Genomic DNA, 16,717 nt, shown 5'->3' with positions numbered 1-16,717 from the left:
TGACCGGTTCCTACAGGGGAATGCGATCAAATGTGGGAACGAGCCTGCTCGCGAAGGGCGCGCCGCCATTCATGCAATGTCCGCCAACGCCATCACCCGGCGATAAAACAACCACTCCTGCTCCAGCGCATGCGCCTGATTACCTGCCTTGCGAAACCCATGACGTTCGTCCGCGTAGTAATGCGCTTCAACCAGAATGCCGTTGTCTTCAAGCGCCGTGACCATATCGCGGGTTTGCTGTGGCACAACCACGGCATCCAGTTCACCCTGAAAGAAAATCACTGGCACGGCGATGTTGCTCGCGTGCAACAACGGCGTTCGGGCGGCATAGCGCTCGGCATCTTGCGCAGGATCGCCGATCAACCAATCCAGATAGTCGCCCTCGAACTTGTGGGTCGCTTTGCCCAGTGCAACGGGATCGCTGACGCCATACAGGCTGGCACCGGCGCGGAAAACTTTGTGAAAGGCGAGCGCGCACAGCGTGGTGTAACCGCCGGCACTGCCGCCGCGAATGAACGCTTTGTCGCCGTCGATCAGCCCGCGCTCGGCGAGATAAGCGACTACGGCGCAGGCATCCTCGACATCCACATCACCCCAACTCAAATGCAGCGCCTGGCGATAATCCCGGCCATAACCGCTGCTGCCGCGATAGTTGAGATCGGCCACGGCAAAACCGCGTTGAGCCCAGTACTGGATGCGCGGGTCGAGCATCGGGTAACAGGCCGAGGTCGGGCCGCCGTGGATGAACACCACCAGCGGCGGCGTTGCCTCACCGGTCATCGCCGGGTAGAAGAAACCATGAGCCTCGCCCGAACCGCTCGGGTAGCGCAGGGTTTGCGGACGGCTGATCTTTTCGGCGGGCAGCGGCGCGATGCCGCCGGCCAGTACATTGACCTGCCGGGTGTGGCGGTCGATGGCAATAACTGCCGAAGCCGTGACCGGCGATGCTGCGATGCAGTAAATGAATTGTTCATCGAATGCGAGACTTCGGAAACGGCTGTAATCCCCGGTGAAATCCTCAGGCGCTTCGCCGCAAAGGCCCAAACGGCCAAATCCATCTTCGGTCCAACTGGCCAGATACCTGTCGTCGTTCAACGGTAACCAGGTGCAGCCGCCCAATTGCCAAGGTGCGGGGCCATGATCGGCCGCGGCGCCTGGCAACGGCTTCAGGCCTTCGGTGGACTCCACCCACGGTTGCCAATAGCCGCCGCGATCGGTCAGACAAAACAGACGGCCATTGGCGTCGAACCGAGGTTGTTGCAGCGATTCTTGAGTCCCGTCGCCAGCCACGCAACGCGGCTGACCAAAACCACCCTCGTTCTGACGCTCTGCAACCATCAAGCGAGTCGCTGTCCATGGCTGATCCGGCCGGCTCCACTCGATCCAGGCCAGACGTCGAGCATCCGCACTCAGGGTCGGCGCGGCGTAAAAATCCGCGCCTTCAGCCAGCAAATGACGTATGCCGTCCACCAGGTCGATGGCCACGAGCCGATGCTGATCGCGATGTTCTTCAACCGCCAGAATTTGCCCATTGGCGAACTGCAGATCGCCATAACGGCACTCGCCCGATGTCATCACTTCAGGCGTCTCGCCCTTCAGCGATTGCCGATACAACTGCTGGTCCGCCTCGTTGACGAAAACAATCCCGTCATCGGTCAGACAAAACGCTCCGCCGCCATATTCGTACACCCGACTGCGCACACTGAACCCCGGCGGCGTCAGACATTGCGCCTGACCGTCGCGCCAGTGCCAGATCCGGCAGGCCGCATCCTGGGGACGGTATTCGTTCCAGAACAGGCCCCGCGCGCCCAGTTGTAATTCGGCGAAGTCGATACCGGCCGTGACGGCTTTGGTGGCGCTGAAAGGCTCAGCCTTTAGCGATGAGGCGTGAGTTTCGTTCATTGCGAAAGGCCAGTTGTTCGATGGTCTGGGTTGCGTGCTCGGCTTCTTCGCGGGCCTTGAGAATCACGCCGTGATGTTCCGACTTGCTGCACACCGGGTCGGCATTGCTCGCGTCACCGGTGAGCATGAAGGCCTGACAGCGACAGCCACCGAAGTCCTTTTCTTTCTCATCGCAGGAGCGGCACGGCTCGGGCATCCAGTCGTAACCGCGAAAGCGGTTGAAGCCGAACGAGTCGTACCAGATGTGCTGCATGCTGTGGTCGCGCACGTTCGGAAATTGCACCGGCATCTGTCGGGCGCCATGACAGGGCAGGGCGGTTCCGTCCGGTGTGACGGTCAGAAAAATACTGCCCCAGCCATTCATACAGGCTTTCGGGCGTTCTTCGTAGTAGTCCGGGGTGACGAAAATCAGTTTGCATGGATGCCCTTCGGCTTCCAGTTTGGCGCGGTATTCGTTGGTGATGCGTTCAGCGCGGACCAGTTGTTCCTTGGTCGGCAGCAGGCCGACCCGATTGAGCTGCGCCCAACCGTAGAACTGGCAAGTCGCAAGCTCGACGAAGTCCGCCTCAAGGGCTATGCACAGCTCGATGATCCGGTCGATCTTGTCGATGTTGTGCCGATGGGTGACGAAGTTCAGCACCATCGGATAGCCGTGGGCCTTTACCGCGCGGGCCATTTCGAGTTTTTGCGCGAAGGCTTTTTCGAGCCGGCCAACAGGTTGTTGACCTGCTCGTCACTGGCCTGAAAGCTGATCTGGATATGGTCCAGGCCAGCCTTTTTGAAGTCGCTGATTTTCTGCTCGGTCAGGCCTATGCCAGAGGTGATCAGGTTGGTGTAGAAACCCAGCTTGCGCGCCTCGGCGATCAACTCGGCGAGGTCCTGGCGCACCAGCGGTTCACCGCCGGAGAAACCCAACTGAGCTGCACCCATCTCCCGCGCTTCGCGAAAGACCTTGATCCACTGCTCGGTGCTGAGCTCTTTGCCCTGTTCGGCGAAATCCAGTGGATTGGAGCAGTACGGGCATTGCAGCGGGCAGCGATAGGTCAGCTCGGCCAACAGCCATAGCGGCAGGCCGATTTCCGGTTTGGGCGGTAACTTGTCCGACACAGAATCAGGCAAGTTCGATCCAGTGCTGAGCACGGGCGACCTCCATGAATTGCTCGATGTCTTCACCGAGTTCAGGCACGCCGGGGAACTGCGCGTCCAGTGCGGCAATGATCGCGGCCACATCACGCTGGCCGTCGATCAAACCGCCGATCAACGCGGCGCTTTCATTGAGTTTGATCATGCCTTCCGGGTACAGCAGCACATGGCCTTTCTGCGCCGGTTCGTACTGGTAACGGTAGCCGGTACGCCAGGTCGGGGTTTTGCTGCGGTCGAAACTCATAAGATGATTCCTTTATGCCAGACCCGCTGCTCGGTCACGCTGTGATACGGCGGGCGATTCAGCTCGTAGGCCATGGTCATGGCATCGAGCATGCTCCAAAGAATGTCCAGTTTGAACTGGAGAATTTCCAGCATGCGCTCCTGGCCTTCCCGGGTGGTGTAGTGCTGCAAGGTGATCGCCAGACCGTGCTCGACATCGCGACGGGCCTGGCCCAGGCGAGTACGGAAATACTCGTAACCGGTCGGGTCGATCCACGGGTAATGCTGCGGCCAACTGTCCAGGCGCGACTGGTGGATCTGCGGCGCGAACAGCTCGGTCAGCGAACTGCTGGCGGCTTCCTGCCAACTGGCCCGACGGGCGAAATTGACGTAGGCGTCCACGGCAAAACGCACGCCGGGTAGCACCAGCTCTTGGGAGCGTAATTGATCCGGGTCGAGGCCAACGGCTTGGCCCAAACGCAGCCAGGCTTCGATGCCGCCGTCTTCGCCGGGGGCGCCGTCGTGGTCGAGCAGGCGCTGAATCCATTCGCGACGAATTTCGCGGTCCGGGCAGTTGGCGAGGATCGCGGCGTCCTTGAGCGGAATGTTCACCTGGTAGTAGAAACGGTTGGCCACCCAGCCCTGGATTTGCTCGCGGGTCGCCCGGCCTTCGTACATCGCCACGTGATAGGGGTGGTAGATGTGGTAGTAGGCGCCCTTTGCACGCAGGGCGGCTTCGAATTCGGTAGGGGACATTGCGGTGTCAGTCATTTCGGTTCTCCGGGTCGGACCGGTGGATTCTTTGGTGTCTGGTCGGACGCCTTCGCGGGCAAGCCTCGCTCCTACAGGGGATTGCCTAACCCTGTAGGAGCGAGCGGGCGGCGTTCCGACTTGCCCGCGAAGGGGCCATCAGCTACAACACAATACTCATGCCGTCATACGCCACTTCAACCTCACGCCGCGCCAACTCCGCCCGCTCCGGCGAATCCTCATCAAGAATCGGGTTGGTGTTGTTGATGTGGATAAGCACTTTGCGCTGTTTGGGCAGTTGTTCCAGCACTTCCAGCATGCCGCCAGGGCCGTTCTGCGCCAGGTGACCCATTTCCCGACCGGTGCGGGTGCCGACGCCACGGCGCTGCATTTCATCGTCATCCCACATCGTACCGTCCACCAGCAGGCAATCGCTGCCGGCCATGATGTCCAGCAGCGGCGCGTCGACTTTGCCCAGGCCCGGTGCGTAGAACAGTTTGCCGCCGGTGCTGATGTCTTCGACGATCAGACCGATGTTGTCGCCCGGTGCGGGTCGAAGCGGTGCGGCGAGTAGGGCGGTGCGGCGCTGCGCAGTGGCAGCGGGGTGAAGCGCAGGTTCGGGCAGGCCGGGACGGTGAAGCTCTGGTCGAGTTCGATGCGGTTCCAGTCCAGCCCGCCGTTCCAGTGGGTCAGCATGGTGAACAGCGGAAAACCGCTGCTCAGGTCTTCGTGGACCATGTCGGTGCACCAGACTTGATGCGGGCAACCTTCGCGCAGGCTCAGCAAGCCGGTGGTGTGGTCGATCTGGCTGTCCATCAGGATGATCGCGCTGATCCCGGTATCACGCAGGGCGCGGCCCGGCTGCATCGGGGCGAAGCCCTGGAGCTGGGCGCGGATGTCCGGCGAGGCATTGCACAACACCCAGTTCACGCCGTCATCGGAAATCGCGATGGACGATTGGGTCCGCGCCTTGGCATTCAGGCTGCCGTCGCGAAAACCTGCGCAGTTCACGCAGTTGCAATTCCACTGCGGGAAACCACCGCCGGCGGCGGAACCTAGAATCTGGACAAACATGGCCGCTCCATCATTTTGAACACTGAAAATAAAAACGCCTCGGCAGACCGAGGCGTTGCACAACAATACAAACTTAGCGGCTTGCGAAGTACATGGTGACTTCAAAGCCGATACGCAGGTCGGTGTAAGCAGGTTTGGACCAGGACATGGGAATGCTCCTTTCAGGTGGATGGGACAGTTGAGACCTATACATATAGTCCATCTCCTGCCGGAGATGTTCAGATAGTTAGGTGGCTATGTTACTCAAAATTACCGAGCCGTTGCCCGTGAAACTTTGAGAAAGCTAATTGCAGCGTCGGTAATGATCATTTTGCCACTTGCCAAGGTGCGCCCGGACAAGCCTCGCTGGCCAGGCAGCGCCAGCCACCTTCGGCGTTATTCAGGTGTTGGGCGGCGGCGAGCAGCTCGCTTCGGTCGGTCCCCAGAATCGCCTCGGACAGTTGCGGCAGGTAATCCGACGAGTGGCCGGCCAGTTTGCCCTGCCATAGCAATTCGGCGCCCTGGGCGCAGGGCAGGGTGGCGCTGTCGAATTGATCGGCAAGGGCCTGGCGTTGCGCAAGGTAAGTCGCGTCATCGGTGCTTTGGATGTGCTCGGCCAGTCCGCGCAGGAAGTGTTCGATGTGTTCCAGCAAATCAGCAGCAGTGACATTGGGTGATTGCACACCAAACAGCAAACCGGTCTGGCCGTTTATCTGGCGCAGTCCGCTGAACACGGCGTAACCCAGTTGCAGCTCGACCCGCAGGCGTTGGTAGAACGGTGTCTGGAGCAGATGGGCGAGCAGCCGCCAGCAAGCTTCGTCAGAAATGTCCTGAGTGGCTGTCGGACAGAAGAGCAGCAGCGCGTGTTCGCTGGACCCGGTTTCGATGGTGTGCCACAGATGCTGTGAGTTTATCGATGGCGCAGGTGACATTTGATTGTCTGCAGTGCCGGGGATACGATTCAAGGTAACGCCCATGGCCGCTTGTGTCTGTGCTGACAGACCGACTGCCAGGCCATCCCAACGTGCGCTTGACCACAGTTGTTGCAGGTCGGCCGAGTTGGCGGTGTGTTGAACGCAATGCTCGGGCAGTGCTTTGAGCAACTGCCTGATTGGCATCAACGCAGGGCTTGCCGGTTCTCCTTGTGGGAAATCGGCATCAAGTTTTGCCAGCGCACTCAGCGCATGTTCGAGGACTGTCGGCATCGGCTCTTGCAGCCCCGTCATTTTCAGCAGCCATTCATTACCCGTGGCGCTGAAGGACACGTCGACACCTGCCTGACGGGCGTCCTCGCGCAGAGGCTTAAGGCTGTGTTCCTGGCTCGATTGCAGGTGGCTGTCCGGCACCGAGTCCAGACGCCAGCGCAGGTAAATGGCGCCCTCATCAGTATTCCCCGGCAACGCCTGACTGAACTGCATCGGCGAACGTTCGCGACGACCCCGTGAGCGATCCTGGGCAAAGGTGCGCAAACCTCGGTGGGCGCTGGTCTGGCCACGGATCAGCCCGGCGTTGGCGGCGGGTGCCTCGGAACGCAAAAACGGGTTGGGTGCCGGCAGTTGCCATTGGCCGCTGAAGTTATCCACAGCGCCGATTTGCTTCAGGGCTTCCTTGAGGGCTGCAACGCCTTGTTCGGATAAACCGATTTCAAGCTGTTCGCTGTCACGCTTGGCCAGTTGCAACGCGCTGCTGACTTGCTGCTGGCGTAGCAGCAGGGTCGCGTACTCTTCGCGTAACTCGTTCCGGTCTTGTTGAGCGGCAAAGTATCCCAGCCAATCCATCAGTTGTTCACGGATCGCCGCAGGCGTTGCATTGGCGAGTAATTTGAACTCGATATGCAGTATGGCCTGTCCGGCGAACTCGTATAACGGCGCGGCTTTCAGGCTGTCGGCCAAACCGCTGCTTTGCAGCTTGGCGAGCAGGCCACCGGGCTTTGCGGCGTTCAACCAATGACACAGGAATGCCAACGTCTCGGCTGACGACTCAGGCAGCGCTTCGAAAGTGAACAGCAGATCCAGCCGACGTTCACCGACCTGTTGATAACTATTGTCCGAAGAGTCCATCAGAAGAGTAGGCGGTTGCTGTAGGGCTTTTTCACCCTGAGCAATCACTGCGCCGAACGCCTCTGCCATTGCCTTCAGATCATCAAGACTCTGCGGGCCAGCCAGGCTCAACGTCATCTGCCCGGTTTGATAAAACCGCTGATAGAAGTCTTTCAACGCCTGCTGAAATTCAGGCTGCGGCACCGGCAGACTGTCTCGGTTACCCGCGTGGAATCCCGTTAGCGGGTGAGCCTTGGATAGCCCATCGAACAGCGCCAGTTGCTGCTGCGCCGTCGCATCCTCGGACCAGGCAACAAACTCTGCCTGCAACACTTCCCGTTCCCGCGACTGGTCTTCCAAATTCATACGCGGGTGGGCGAGCATGTCTGACAGACGCTCCAGTCCACCGCTAAATGCCTGTGGCGATAACTCGAAAAAGAAGTCCGTGGCGCGTTCACTGGTGCGCGCATTCATTTGGCCGCCATGGCCCTGGACGTAAGCCATCAGCCCTTGCCCGGTAGGAAAGCGCTCGGTCCCCAGAAACAGCAGATGCTCAACAAAATGCGCCAATCCGGGCCAGGCCAGAGGCACGTCATGACTGCCGGCAGCCACCCGCAACGCCGCCGCACTGCGCTTCAAGTTCGGGGCATGACGCAGCGTTACCCGCAGGCCGTTGGCCAGGGTTTCAGTGTGGGGGCGAAGGGGATTCGGCGCAGGCATGAGCACTTCCAGAACAGAGAAGCGCTAATGCTAGCGGATAACGGTCACTCAGCGCTTGTTCAGCTCGCCATACAGCTCGGGGCGGCGATCAAGCAGGTAGCGATTGGCGGCGCGGGAATCGACCATCAACTGCCGGTCCAACTCGCCAACAATCAACGCTTCATCCAGTCCGGCTTGGGCGATACGGCTGCCATCCGGCGCGGCGATGCTGCTTTGGCCGCAATAGTGGATCTCGCCTTCGTGGCCGCAGTAGTTGGCATAAGCCACATAACACTGGTTTTCGAAGGCTCGGGCGCGGACGGTGACGTCAGCGACGAAATCGAAGGGAATCATGTTCGCCGTCGGCACCAGAATCAGCTCGGCGCCGGCCAGGGCCAGACGCCGGGCGTTTTCCGGGAATTCCATGTCGTAGCAAATCAGGAAGCCAAGCTTCCAGCCATTGAGTTCAACCAGCGGGAAATCATCCCCGCCGGCGCTGAACATCGAGTGATCAAGGTCGCCGAACAGGTGCGTCTTGCGGTAATTGCACAGGCGTTCGCCATGGGCGTCGATCAACTGCACCGAGTTGTAGATCTGGCCGTCTTCGGTGCGTTCGGGATAGCCATACAAAATGGCGATCCCCGCCGTTTTGGCAATGCGCGCGACCTGCTGCGCCGACTCACCGTTGTGCACCTCCGCGAGGACGTTCACCGCATCGACGCCGATGTTGTAACCGGTCAGGAACATCTCCGGCAGCACCAGCAAGTCGGCACCTTTGGCCTCCAGCGCCAATTGATGCAGACGTTGCAGATTGCCGGCGACGTCCAGGGGCAGCGGTGGACATTGGTAAAGGGCTACGCGCATTTCGGATTCCTCTTACTCGGGTAGGGCGATCGGACCGATCTCGTTAAACACATCTCCTGGACCCGGGTTCTCGGCGTGAGTTGCACCGCCGAAGTGTTTCATGATGCCCCACACCGCGTTGAGCGAGGTCTGCACCGCGCCTTCAACCCAGGCCGGCGTCCACGAAACGTCGTCACCAGCGATAAAAATCCCACGTTGCTCGGCTGGCATGTCGTCCTGCATAAAGTGCGCGTACATGCGCTGGTTGTAGCGGTAGTGGCCGGGCAGGGCGCCTTTGAAGGCGCCAAGGAAATGCGGGTCGGCTTCCCAGGACACGGTGATCGGGTCACCGATGATCCGCGCGGCAATGTCGACTTTCGGGTAGATCTTCTTCAACGCATCCAGTGCCAGCTTCACGCGTTTTTCCACCGGCTGTGGAAGCATTTTCAACGCGTCGCTCATCCACGAGTACGACAGGCAAATCACGCCCGGCTTGTCGTCGCCGTTGTCGAACAGATAAGTGCCACGGGTCAGGCGATCGGTGAGGGTCATGCTCATCAGGTCGCGACCGGTTTCCGGATCCTTGTCCTTCCAGAATGGACGGTCGACCATCACGAAGGTTTTCGACGATTGCATGTAGCGAGTGCGGTCGAGAGCCATCCACATCTTTTGCGAGAACAGGGTTTCGTCGCATTCGATCTGGGTGGTCAGCAGCCAGCTCTGGCAGGTGGTCAGTACGGCGGCGTATTCGCGGGTGTCGCCCCAGTTGTCGGTGACGGCAAAACGACCGTCTGCCGCGTGGGCAATTTTCTTCACGCCAGTGCGCGGGGCACCGCTGTGCAAGGAACTGAGGCTGGTACCTTCCGGCCAGTGCACGCAACGTTCCGGCACGTGGCGCCAGATGCCCAGTGGCACTTGCTCGACGCCGCCGACTACCAGATGCTGGTGATCGTCGCAGTTGGTCATTACTACGCGGAAGATTTCCAGCATCGAGTTCGGGAAGTCAGAGTCCCAGCCGCCAGTGCCGAAACCGACCTGGCCAAATACTTCGCGGTGATGGAACGACAGCTTGGCGAAGGCTTTGGAGGTGGCGACAAAGTCGTAGAAGGTGCGGTCGTCCCACAGCGGAACCAGGGTGTTCCACAGCTCTTTGAGGCGAGGCACGTCGCGGTCGCGGATCGCTTGCTGGATCTCTTTGAAGCGCGAGCCGTCTTCCAGCGCGTCCGCCCAAGCGTCAGCCACTTCCTGGAACAGCGCAGGAAGATCCGCCAATTTTTGTGCGTAATGGGTCTGGCCTTCCAGGTCGATCACCGTGCTGCCGGACGCAGGCGTCAGCGGGTTCGGGAACGGTTTGGTTTCCAGGCCGAGCTTGTCGACGTAGTGATAAAACGCGGTGGACGACACCGGGAAACGCATGCCGCCGAGCTCGGCGATGATGCCTTCGGCGCCGTTGAACGCCTGGGAGCGCAGACGACCGCCCATTTTCGAGGCTTCGTAGACGACGGGTTTCAAACCCAGTTTCATCAGCTCGTAAGCCGCGACCAAACCGGCGATGCCGCCACCGACGATCGCCACTTCGGCGCCATGGTTGTGCTCAGGAATACTGCCCAGGCCGGCGGGGTGCTCGATCCAGTCGTCGAAGGCGAACGGAAAGTCCGGGCCGAAAATGGTGACTGGTTTTTTACCGTCTGCAGGATGGCGATTATTCTTGTTCATGGCTGACCTTGCTGGCGCCCCGACGCGGGATGCGCGTCTGAGTATAGGAAAAGATGGCAGCCATTCTAGAGCGCGTAGAACACGTTAATAAGACGCAATGTGTCGTCGTTATGCCAGTTACTTGATCAATATGACGATCTAAAGCTGCACACTGCCCAGGTAGGAGCGAGGCTTGCCCGCGAAGGAGGCCTAACCATCACCACAAAAATACCGGCCCGAAACTCAAACCGGCTGCCCTCGATCAATCTTGCTACTCAAAATGATCGAAGTGGTTGTCTTCTCCACCCCATCCACACTGCCAATCTGATCCAGCAACTGATCCAGCTGCTCCGGCGAGTCGGTCCGCAGCCACGCCACATAATCAAATTCGCCACTCACCGCACACAACTGCTGCACTTGAGCCATCGCACTCAGCCGGCGCAGCACTTCCTTGCCAGAACGCGGCTGCACGGTAATCCCGACATACGCCTGCAACCCACCATCCACCACACGCTGCCCAAGGCGCACGCCGTAACCGGTAATCACCCTGGCCTTTTCCAGCCGCGCCAATCGTGACGTGACCGTGGTCCGGGCGATGCCCAGTTGCCGGGCGAGCATGGCCACGCTTTCACGGGCATTGATCTGCAAGGCAGCGATCAACTGGCGGTCGATTTCGTCAAGAACGGGCGGGCGGGTGTCAGGCAAGGGTCGTCTCCAGCGGCAAACATCGATGGGCAGCATGTTACAGACACATCCCACGCAGCGCTCGTAGCGGTTATTTCAGCAGTGCTTTGTACCGTTCAGAACATTTTTGCCTGCGACAAATTGTCATAAGTAACTAGGTGGTACATAATTTCGCTCTTGTCACAAATGGGGAAATCTTCCGACATGAATAATTCTGGGGCTGCCACCGGCAGCAAGTGGTTGCTGCGTGGGCTGGGTGTCCTGATCGCCTTGATCGGGTTCGGCCTGGCCGGTGGCGGCGGTTACCTGGCGACTTTGGGCGGGAGTTGGTACTTCCTGCTGATGGGCCTGGCGATGCTGGTGTCCGGGTTGATGGTTGCCCGGCGTAAGCCGCAAGGTGCGTGGCTGTATGGCGTGGCGCTGATTCTCACAGCGATCTGGGCCGTTTGGGACAGCGGTTTCGACTATTGGCCGCTGGTTTCCCGCGTACTGACTTTCGCCGTGATTGGGTTGGTCGTCGCGCTGATCTATCCGACGCTGGTGCGCGCATCTGGCGCGACAGCGGGTCGCGGCGCGTATGGTCTGGCCGGCCTCCTGGGTGTAGGCGTCGTCGTCACCCTGGCCTACATGTTCGTGCCGACGCATGTGGTCAAAGCCACCACCGAACCTGCAGTAACACCGGTCACTCCGGGCACCGAACAGAAAGACTGGGCCCACTGGGGCAACACCACCGCCGGTAACCGCTTCGCCGCGCTGGACCAGATTAACAAAGGCAACATCGACAAATTGCAGGTCGCCTGGACCTTCCATACGGGCGACATCCCGGTCAGCACTGGCGCTGGCGCCGAAGACCAGAATACCCCGCTGCAAATCGGTGACACGGTCTACACCTGCACCGCTTACGGCAAAGTCTTCGCCCTGGACGCCGACACCGGCACTCAGCGCTGGAAGTTCGACCCGCAAGGCACCGCGCCAAACTGGCAGCGTTGCCGTGGCCTGGGTTACTCAGAAACGCCTGCGTCTGCGGACAACACACCAACCGTCTGTGCGAAACGTCTGTTCCTGCCGACCGGCGATGCCCGCTTGATCGCCATCAATGCCGAAACCGGCAAGCCGTGCGAAGACTTTGGCGACAAAGGCACCGTCGATCTGAAAACCGACATGGGCGAAGTCAAACCGGGTTACTACCAGCAGACTTCAACGCCGTTGGTTGCCGGCAATGTGGTGATCGTCGGTGGCCGCGTGGCCGATAATTACTCCACCGGCGAACCGCCAGGCGTGGTCCGTGCCTACGATGTGCGCAGCGGTGAGCTGGCCTGGGCGTGGGATCCGGGCAATCCGAACACCACCAAACGCCCGCCGGCCGGTGAGACGTATACCCGTGGCACACCGAACGTCTGGTCGGCCATGTCCTACGACGCCAAACTGGGTCTGGTCTACTTGCCGACCGGCAACGCCACCCCGGATTTCTTTGGCGGCCAACGTACGGCACTCGATGACAAGTGGAATTCGTCCATCGTCGCCCTCGACGTGAAAACCGGTCAGGTACGCTGGCACTTCCAGACCACTCACCACGACCTCTGGGACTTCGATCTGCCGGCACAACCACTCCTCTACGACGTGCCGGACGACAAGGGCGGCACCCAGCCAGCCTTGGCACAAGTCACCAAGCAAGGCGAGATCTTCCTGCTCAACCGTGAGACCGGCGTGCCGATCGCCCGCGTCGAAGAGCGCAAGGTCCCGCAAGGCAACGTGCCAGGCGAACGCTACTCGCCGACCCAGCCGTTCTCGGTGGACATGCCGTCAATCGGCAACCAGACCCTGACCGAATCCGATATGTGGGGCGCTACGCCGTTCGACCAGTTGATGTGCCGCATCCAGTTCAAAGGCATGCGCCACGAAGGCGTCTATACGCCGCCGGGGCTTGATCGTGCGTTGCAATTCCCGGGTTCCCTGGGCGGCATGAACTGGGGCAGCGTCTCGGTCGATCCGAACACGAATTACATGTTCGTCAACGACATGCGCTTGGGCCTGGCCAACTACATGATCCCGCGCAACAAAATCGCCGCCGGGGCCAGCGGTATTGAAATGGGCGTCGTCCCGCAAGAAGGCACCCCGTTCGGCGCCATGCGCGAGCGCTTCCTCTCGGCGGCCGGCATTCCATGCCAGAAACCACCGTTTGGCACCATGTCCGCCATCGACCTCAAGACCCACAAACTGATCTGGCAAGTCCCGGTCGGCACCGTACAGGACACCGGCCCGCTGGGCATCCGCATGCACTTGCAGATCCCGATCGGCATGCCGACGCTCGGCGCTTCGCTGGCGACTCAGTCGGGGCTGCTGTTCTTCGCCGGGACTCAGGATTTCTATCTGCGTGCCTTTGATACCGGCAACGGTAATGAGATCTGGAAGTCACGGTTGCCGGTGGGCAGTCAGTCCGGGCCGATGACCTACGTTTCGCCCAAGACCGGTAAGCAGTACATCCTGCTGACGGTGGGCGGTGCGCGGCAGTCGCCGGATCGGGGGGACTATGTGATTGCGTATGCTTTGCCTCAGTAAGGACTGAATGGCAGGTATGAAAAAGCCGCGCGATTGCGCGGCTTTTTCGTCAGCGTGGCCAAGCCGAATCAGCAGCCAGGTTTAGTCAGTTCCGAGCCGATAGTGATGGCTGTGACCTGCACCGCTTGAAAGCTTTTCTGCGCGGGCTCATCAAATGTTCGCTCGCAGTTGAAGCGGGTCTCTGTAACGAAGTCTTCGCCTTTGACCTTGGTCATGCTGGCTTGCCATTGATTGGACGCTTCCAGTGCTTGATCGCTGACCAGTACAACTTCCAGCAGTACCTGACGGAAGTTCGCCGCGTGCGGTCCATCCCACAAGGCATAAACCGAAGGGTCGGCCGCATTGCCACACATGGTCAGGCAGTCGGCGTAGAAACTGATATCACCGGCGGCTTCCTGAAAGTTACCAAAGGTCAGCGGTTTGCTCGCCGGGGGCGCGAACGAGTCACCGATGAATGATTTCAAGTCGGCCGGGCATTTAGGCGAAAGTTCCATGCGTAAAGCGCTGATCGTGCCGCCGCCCGCTGTCGCCGTGATCTCACACCCTTCGACCTTGTAGGTGTGCTGGTCACCTGCGGTTTCCCGCGCAATACCGGCGACGGATTCGAAGTAACGCAAATCAGTGCCAAGCATGTCCCCGTTGAAAACCTCAGCGACGCTCGCCTTTGCCTGGGCCATTGCAGGAATGCCTGCGGTAACCAGCGCGGTAAGCAGGCTAGTGAAAATGGCGCTCTTCATCTGCAAATTCCTTTTGTCTTAGTTACGTCGAACAGGTCCTTCGACGACGAAGCGCGACCATACCCAAAGTTGATAGGGGTTGGCCAGTAGTGACGGCTGCGTAATGTGGTGCGCAAAACAAAACCAGAACCCCAGGCACGAAAAAGCCGCGTATATACGCGGCTTTTTGTTTGGTGGGCCCAGTAGGACTCGAACCTACGACCAAGGGATTATGAGCCCAAAAAAAGTACCAATGTCTATTAGGAAAACTCTAGAAACTGCCATTTTTATTGGTCTGTGGCCCCATATTTCCCACGGGGTCATAAAAGTTTTGGACACTTTTTGGACACTTTCTGACTCGGCCGTTGCACTTCTTTGCAAAACCTTTCACATCGTGCAATCACCGTTACCCCGTGAAGCCCCAGGGCCGGCGTGGCCTGGCGCCCTGATTGCACCACCCTGTGGGTTTGCACAAAAAAGGAACGCAAAGCCCGTCGGCGGGAGGGGGATAAGTGCTTTTTCATGAAGATTTTTTTGTCGGCCGAGGTTTTTGCCGCTTTCAAGGGTTGAAAAAATAGATCGTCTGGATGTTGCGCGGCAGGAGCCGAGCGATTAATCTGAATATACGCCAATGACGGATAGCGCATAGAGATGATATTCATTGAGTCCCCCATATTCACGGAAGACCTGGGCGAGCTTCTGAGCGATGAAAGCTATCGCGAATTTCAAGAATATCTAGCCGAAAACCCAACGGCTGGTGATGTGATCCAAGGCACCAATGGACTGAGGAAAGTCCGCTGGAGCGCTAACGGGAAAGGTAAGAGCGGTGGGGTTCGGGTGATCTATTTCCACCTATCAGCGGCTTACCAGATCCGGTTGATCCTGATCTACCGTAAAGGGATCAAAGACGATCTGTCCCTAGCGGAAAAGAAAGTACTGGCAGAATTAAACAGAGGGTGGAAATGATGGAAAAAATCTATTCAACCGTCTGGTCGAAAGCATGACCCAGATGGACGAAATTGACCGTGGTGAACGTCCGCCATCCCGTGAGTTCCATGTGGACGCGGTGAAGGTCAAAATGATCCGCAAGGCCACAGGGCTTTCTCAGGCGCGCTTTGCCAAAGCGATTGATGTTGCTGTGGGAACGCTACAGAACTGGGAGCAAGGTCGACGGGAGCCAGAAGGCCCTGCACGGGCACTGCTGCGTGCCATACACAATGACCCAGGGCATGTGTTGGCGGCTCTTGAGCAGCGCTAGGGTAAAAACCACAGCCGCCAAGGTTGTCGACGGCTGAGGTAGCCGCTGGGGACGTTATAGGCCCGCCAAGCGGCGAGCCACCATGCACAGATTTCTAATGGATGCTTATGACAAACGGAGCCGTGCGTGATTAATCGCGACAACTCATTCGACCTGATAAGGCACATAGCGGCATTGGCTGTATTGGTCAGCCACCATTACGCTCTTTCCGGCCAACAAGAACCTGTGCTGCAAGGCTACAACTCATTAGGGGCGATTGCTGTACTGGCCTTCTTCGCCATTTCTGGTTTCCTGATTACTCAGAGCTTTTTAAACACTCCGAGCTTTTCCAATTATATGGCGAAGCGAATAGCGAGAATTTTCCCTGCGTTGATCGCATGTGCATTCGTGATGGTTTACATCCTCGGCACTGCGTTCAGCAAGCAAGGCGGCTTCGGTTTTGCATTCAGCCTAGAGGCGTTAACCGACTTTTTGAAGGTGTCAGCTTTTGGTCGCGCAGACATAGGGGACATCACTAGCGACTTTATTTTCAAGGATTCGTTTAACGGCAGTTTGTGGACGTTAAAGATTGAGTTCGGTTTCTACGTCGCGCTTGCACTGGCGCTGATGGTCCTACGTAAAGCGGCTATGCCTTTGCTCATGACGCTTGCCTTTTGTGTAACGGCCTACCTCTGCACCAAGTCGGTACACCCAATGGCACCGAAGTTTTTAGTGTACTCAACGGTTGGAATCGCTTTCTTCGTGGGGGCTTCGTTGTATTTTTATCGGAGTGCATTCAGCAGTGCGAAAGCAAAACTACTGGCCGGGGTACTGTCGGCGGCGCTTGTGCTGGTTTCGCTTAATACCCCGTTCGTTATGGTGCTTGCGACCATCGGCGTCAGCCTCTTGGTCCTGTCAGTCGGGACGCTCTGTAAGGACCGGATTATTCAATCTCGATTTGATGTGTCCTATGGAATGTATCTCTACGCCTTCCCGGTTCAGCAGCTCATGATCAACACCACCAGCCTGGGCTTCTACGCCTCAATGCTGGCAACCATTGCAGTTGTCGTTGTTCTAGCCACGATATCGTGGCTATTGATTGAAAAACCCGCGTTGAATTACGTGCATCGAAAGACCCGTAGCCGGGTCAGTGCCGCGACTGTTGCGTAACCCAG

Annotated in this window: 14 protein-coding genes and 2 pseudogenes; 4 read left to right on the top strand and 12 right to left on the bottom strand. The window is 58.9% G+C overall.

The genetic code is table 11. The features are described from left to right. Window positions 1-69: 69 nt before the first annotated feature. From JFV26_RS03650 to JFV26_RS03605, 10 genes and pseudogenes are all read right to left on the bottom strand, one after another. On the bottom strand, window positions 70-1,902 hold the full coding sequence (locus JFV26_RS03650) for a S9 family peptidase (RefSeq protein WP_201189795.1): 1,833 nt from the start codon (window positions 1,900-1,902) through the stop codon (window positions 70-72). Further along, window positions 1,868-3,009: pseudogene (gene pqqE / locus JFV26_RS03645) on the bottom strand (pyrroloquinoline quinone biosynthesis protein PqqE). Before pqqE ends, JFV26_RS03650 begins: the two are co-directional and overlap by 35 nt. A gap of 4 nt (window positions 3,010-3,013) precedes the next feature. Beyond that, window positions 3,014-3,289: a pyrroloquinoline quinone biosynthesis peptide chaperone PqqD gene (gene pqqD, locus JFV26_RS03640; protein WP_201189793.1), complete on the bottom strand. Its 276-nt coding sequence runs from the start codon at window positions 3,287-3,289 to the stop codon at window positions 3,014-3,016. Beyond that, window positions 3,286-4,038: a pyrroloquinoline-quinone synthase PqqC gene (pqqC, locus tag JFV26_RS03635; RefSeq protein ID WP_201189791.1), complete on the bottom strand. Its 753-nt coding sequence runs from the start codon at window positions 4,036-4,038 to the stop codon at window positions 3,286-3,288. Before pqqC ends, pqqD begins: the two co-directional genes overlap by 4 nt. Window positions 4,039-4,180: 142 nt before the next feature. Further along, window positions 4,181-4,884: pseudogene (gene pqqB / locus JFV26_RS03630) on the bottom strand (pyrroloquinoline quinone biosynthesis protein PqqB). Window positions 4,885-5,164: 280 nt separating this feature from the next. Next, window positions 5,165-5,239, bottom strand: coding sequence for a pyrroloquinoline quinone precursor peptide PqqA (pqqA, locus tag JFV26_RS03625; RefSeq protein WP_009045898.1), 75 nt, complete (start codon window positions 5,237-5,239; stop codon window positions 5,165-5,167). 157 nt (window positions 5,240-5,396) lie between these two features. After that, window positions 5,397-7,829 (bottom strand): pyrroloquinoline quinone biosynthesis protein PqqF, encoded by a 2,433-nt coding sequence (gene pqqF, locus JFV26_RS03620; RefSeq protein WP_201189789.1) that lies wholly within the window; start codon window positions 7,827-7,829, stop codon window positions 5,397-5,399. Between the two features lie 48 nt (window positions 7,830-7,877). Beyond that, the gene (locus JFV26_RS03615) at window positions 7,878-8,672 is read right to left on the bottom strand and encodes a carbon-nitrogen hydrolase family protein (protein ID WP_201189787.1); all 795 of its coding nucleotides are present in this window, start codon (window positions 8,670-8,672) and stop codon (window positions 7,878-7,880) included. Between the two features lie 12 nt (window positions 8,673-8,684). Next, window positions 8,685-10,367 (bottom strand): flavin monoamine oxidase family protein, encoded by a 1,683-nt coding sequence (locus tag JFV26_RS03610; RefSeq protein WP_201189785.1) that lies wholly within the window; start codon window positions 10,365-10,367, stop codon window positions 8,685-8,687. 222 nt (window positions 10,368-10,589) lie between these two features. Beyond that, window positions 10,590-11,051 carry an Lrp/AsnC family transcriptional regulator gene (locus JFV26_RS03605; protein ID WP_008067391.1) on the bottom strand — a complete coding sequence of 154 codons (462 nt, stop codon included), beginning with the start codon at window positions 11,049-11,051 and terminating at the stop codon, window positions 10,590-10,592. A gap of 183 nt (window positions 11,052-11,234) precedes the next feature. On the opposite strand from JFV26_RS03605, the gene JFV26_RS03600 reads away from it, so the two are divergent. Continuing rightward, on the top strand, window positions 11,235-13,589 hold the full coding sequence (locus JFV26_RS03600; protein ID WP_201189783.1) for a glucose/quinate/shikimate family membrane-bound PQQ-dependent dehydrogenase: 2,355 nt from the start codon (window positions 11,235-11,237) through the stop codon (window positions 13,587-13,589). A gap of 68 nt (window positions 13,590-13,657) precedes the next feature. Here the strand turns inward: JFV26_RS03600 and JFV26_RS03595 are convergent, their stop codons facing one another. Both JFV26_RS03595 and JFV26_RS03590 read right to left on the bottom strand, forming a co-directional pair. Next, complete coding sequence (locus JFV26_RS03595; protein ID WP_201189782.1) at window positions 13,658-14,326, bottom strand: hypothetical protein; 669 nt, start codon at window positions 14,324-14,326, stop codon at window positions 13,658-13,660. Between the two features lie 299 nt (window positions 14,327-14,625). Next, a complete protein-coding gene (locus JFV26_RS03590; RefSeq protein WP_201189780.1) occupies window positions 14,626-14,967 on the bottom strand; it encodes a hypothetical protein in 342 nt (113 codons plus the stop codon). On the opposite strand from JFV26_RS03590, the gene JFV26_RS03585 reads away from it, so the two are divergent. The 3 genes from JFV26_RS03585 to JFV26_RS03575 all read left to right on the top strand — a co-directional run bounded on the left by JFV26_RS03585 (window position 14,957) and on the right by JFV26_RS03575 (window position 16,712). Then, window positions 14,957-15,271 carry a hypothetical protein gene (locus JFV26_RS03585; protein ID WP_201189778.1) on the top strand — a complete coding sequence of 105 codons (315 nt, stop codon included), beginning with the start codon at window positions 14,957-14,959 and terminating at the stop codon, window positions 15,269-15,271. The two genes, JFV26_RS03590 and JFV26_RS03585, sit on opposite strands and share 11 nt — an antisense overlap. A 34-nt stretch (window positions 15,272-15,305) precedes the next feature. After that, window positions 15,306-15,563: a helix-turn-helix domain-containing protein gene (locus JFV26_RS03580; protein ID WP_201189776.1), complete on the top strand. Its 258-nt coding sequence runs from the start codon at window positions 15,306-15,308 to the stop codon at window positions 15,561-15,563. Between the two features lie 126 nt (window positions 15,564-15,689). Continuing rightward, window positions 15,690-16,712: an acyltransferase family protein gene (locus tag JFV26_RS03575; RefSeq protein ID WP_342215424.1), complete on the top strand. Its 1,023-nt coding sequence runs from the start codon at window positions 15,690-15,692 to the stop codon at window positions 16,710-16,712. The last annotated feature ends 5 nt before the right edge of the window (window positions 16,713-16,717 follow it).

The sequence above is a fragment of the Pseudomonas sp. TH31 genome (genome assembly GCF_016650815.1).
Taxonomy (GTDB): Bacteria; Pseudomonadota; Gammaproteobacteria; order Pseudomonadales; family Pseudomonadaceae; genus Aquipseudomonas.
Note: the sequence above shows the minus strand (reverse complement) of the source record. Positions and strands in the feature narration are given on the sequence as shown.

Excerpts from the sequence above, each read along its gene's own strand:
- JFV26_RS03650 (WP_201189795.1), bottom strand. The coding sequence starts at position 1,902 with ATGAACGAAACTCACGCCTCATCGCTAAAGGCTGAGCCTTTCAGCGCC.
- pqqD (WP_201189793.1), bottom strand. The coding sequence starts at position 3,289 with ATGAGTTTCGACCGCAGCAAAACCCCGACCTGGCGTACCGGCTACCGT.
- pqqC (WP_201189791.1), bottom strand. The coding sequence starts at position 4,038 with ATGACTGACACCGCAATGTCCCCTACCGAATTCGAAGCCGCCCTGCGT.
- pqqF (WP_201189789.1), bottom strand. The coding sequence starts at position 7,829 with ATGCCTGCGCCGAATCCCCTTCGCCCCCACACTGAAACCCTGGCCAAC.
- JFV26_RS03615 (WP_201189787.1), bottom strand. The coding sequence starts at position 8,672 with ATGCGCGTAGCCCTTTACCAATGTCCACCGCTGCCCCTGGACGTCGCC.
- JFV26_RS03610 (WP_201189785.1), bottom strand. The coding sequence starts at position 10,367 with ATGAACAAGAATAATCGCCATCCTGCAGACGGTAAAAAACCAGTCACC.
- JFV26_RS03600 (WP_201189783.1), top strand. The coding sequence starts at position 11,235 with ATGAATAATTCTGGGGCTGCCACCGGCAGCAAGTGGTTGCTGCGTGGG.
- JFV26_RS03595 (WP_201189782.1), bottom strand. The coding sequence starts at position 14,326 with ATGAAGAGCGCCATTTTCACTAGCCTGCTTACCGCGCTGGTTACCGCA.
- JFV26_RS03585 (WP_201189778.1), top strand. The coding sequence starts at position 14,957 with ATGATATTCATTGAGTCCCCCATATTCACGGAAGACCTGGGCGAGCTT.
- JFV26_RS03590 (WP_201189780.1), bottom strand. The coding sequence starts at position 14,967 with ATGAATATCATCTCTATGCGCTATCCGTCATTGGCGTATATTCAGATT.
- JFV26_RS03580 (WP_201189776.1), top strand. The coding sequence starts at position 15,306 with ATGACCCAGATGGACGAAATTGACCGTGGTGAACGTCCGCCATCCCGT.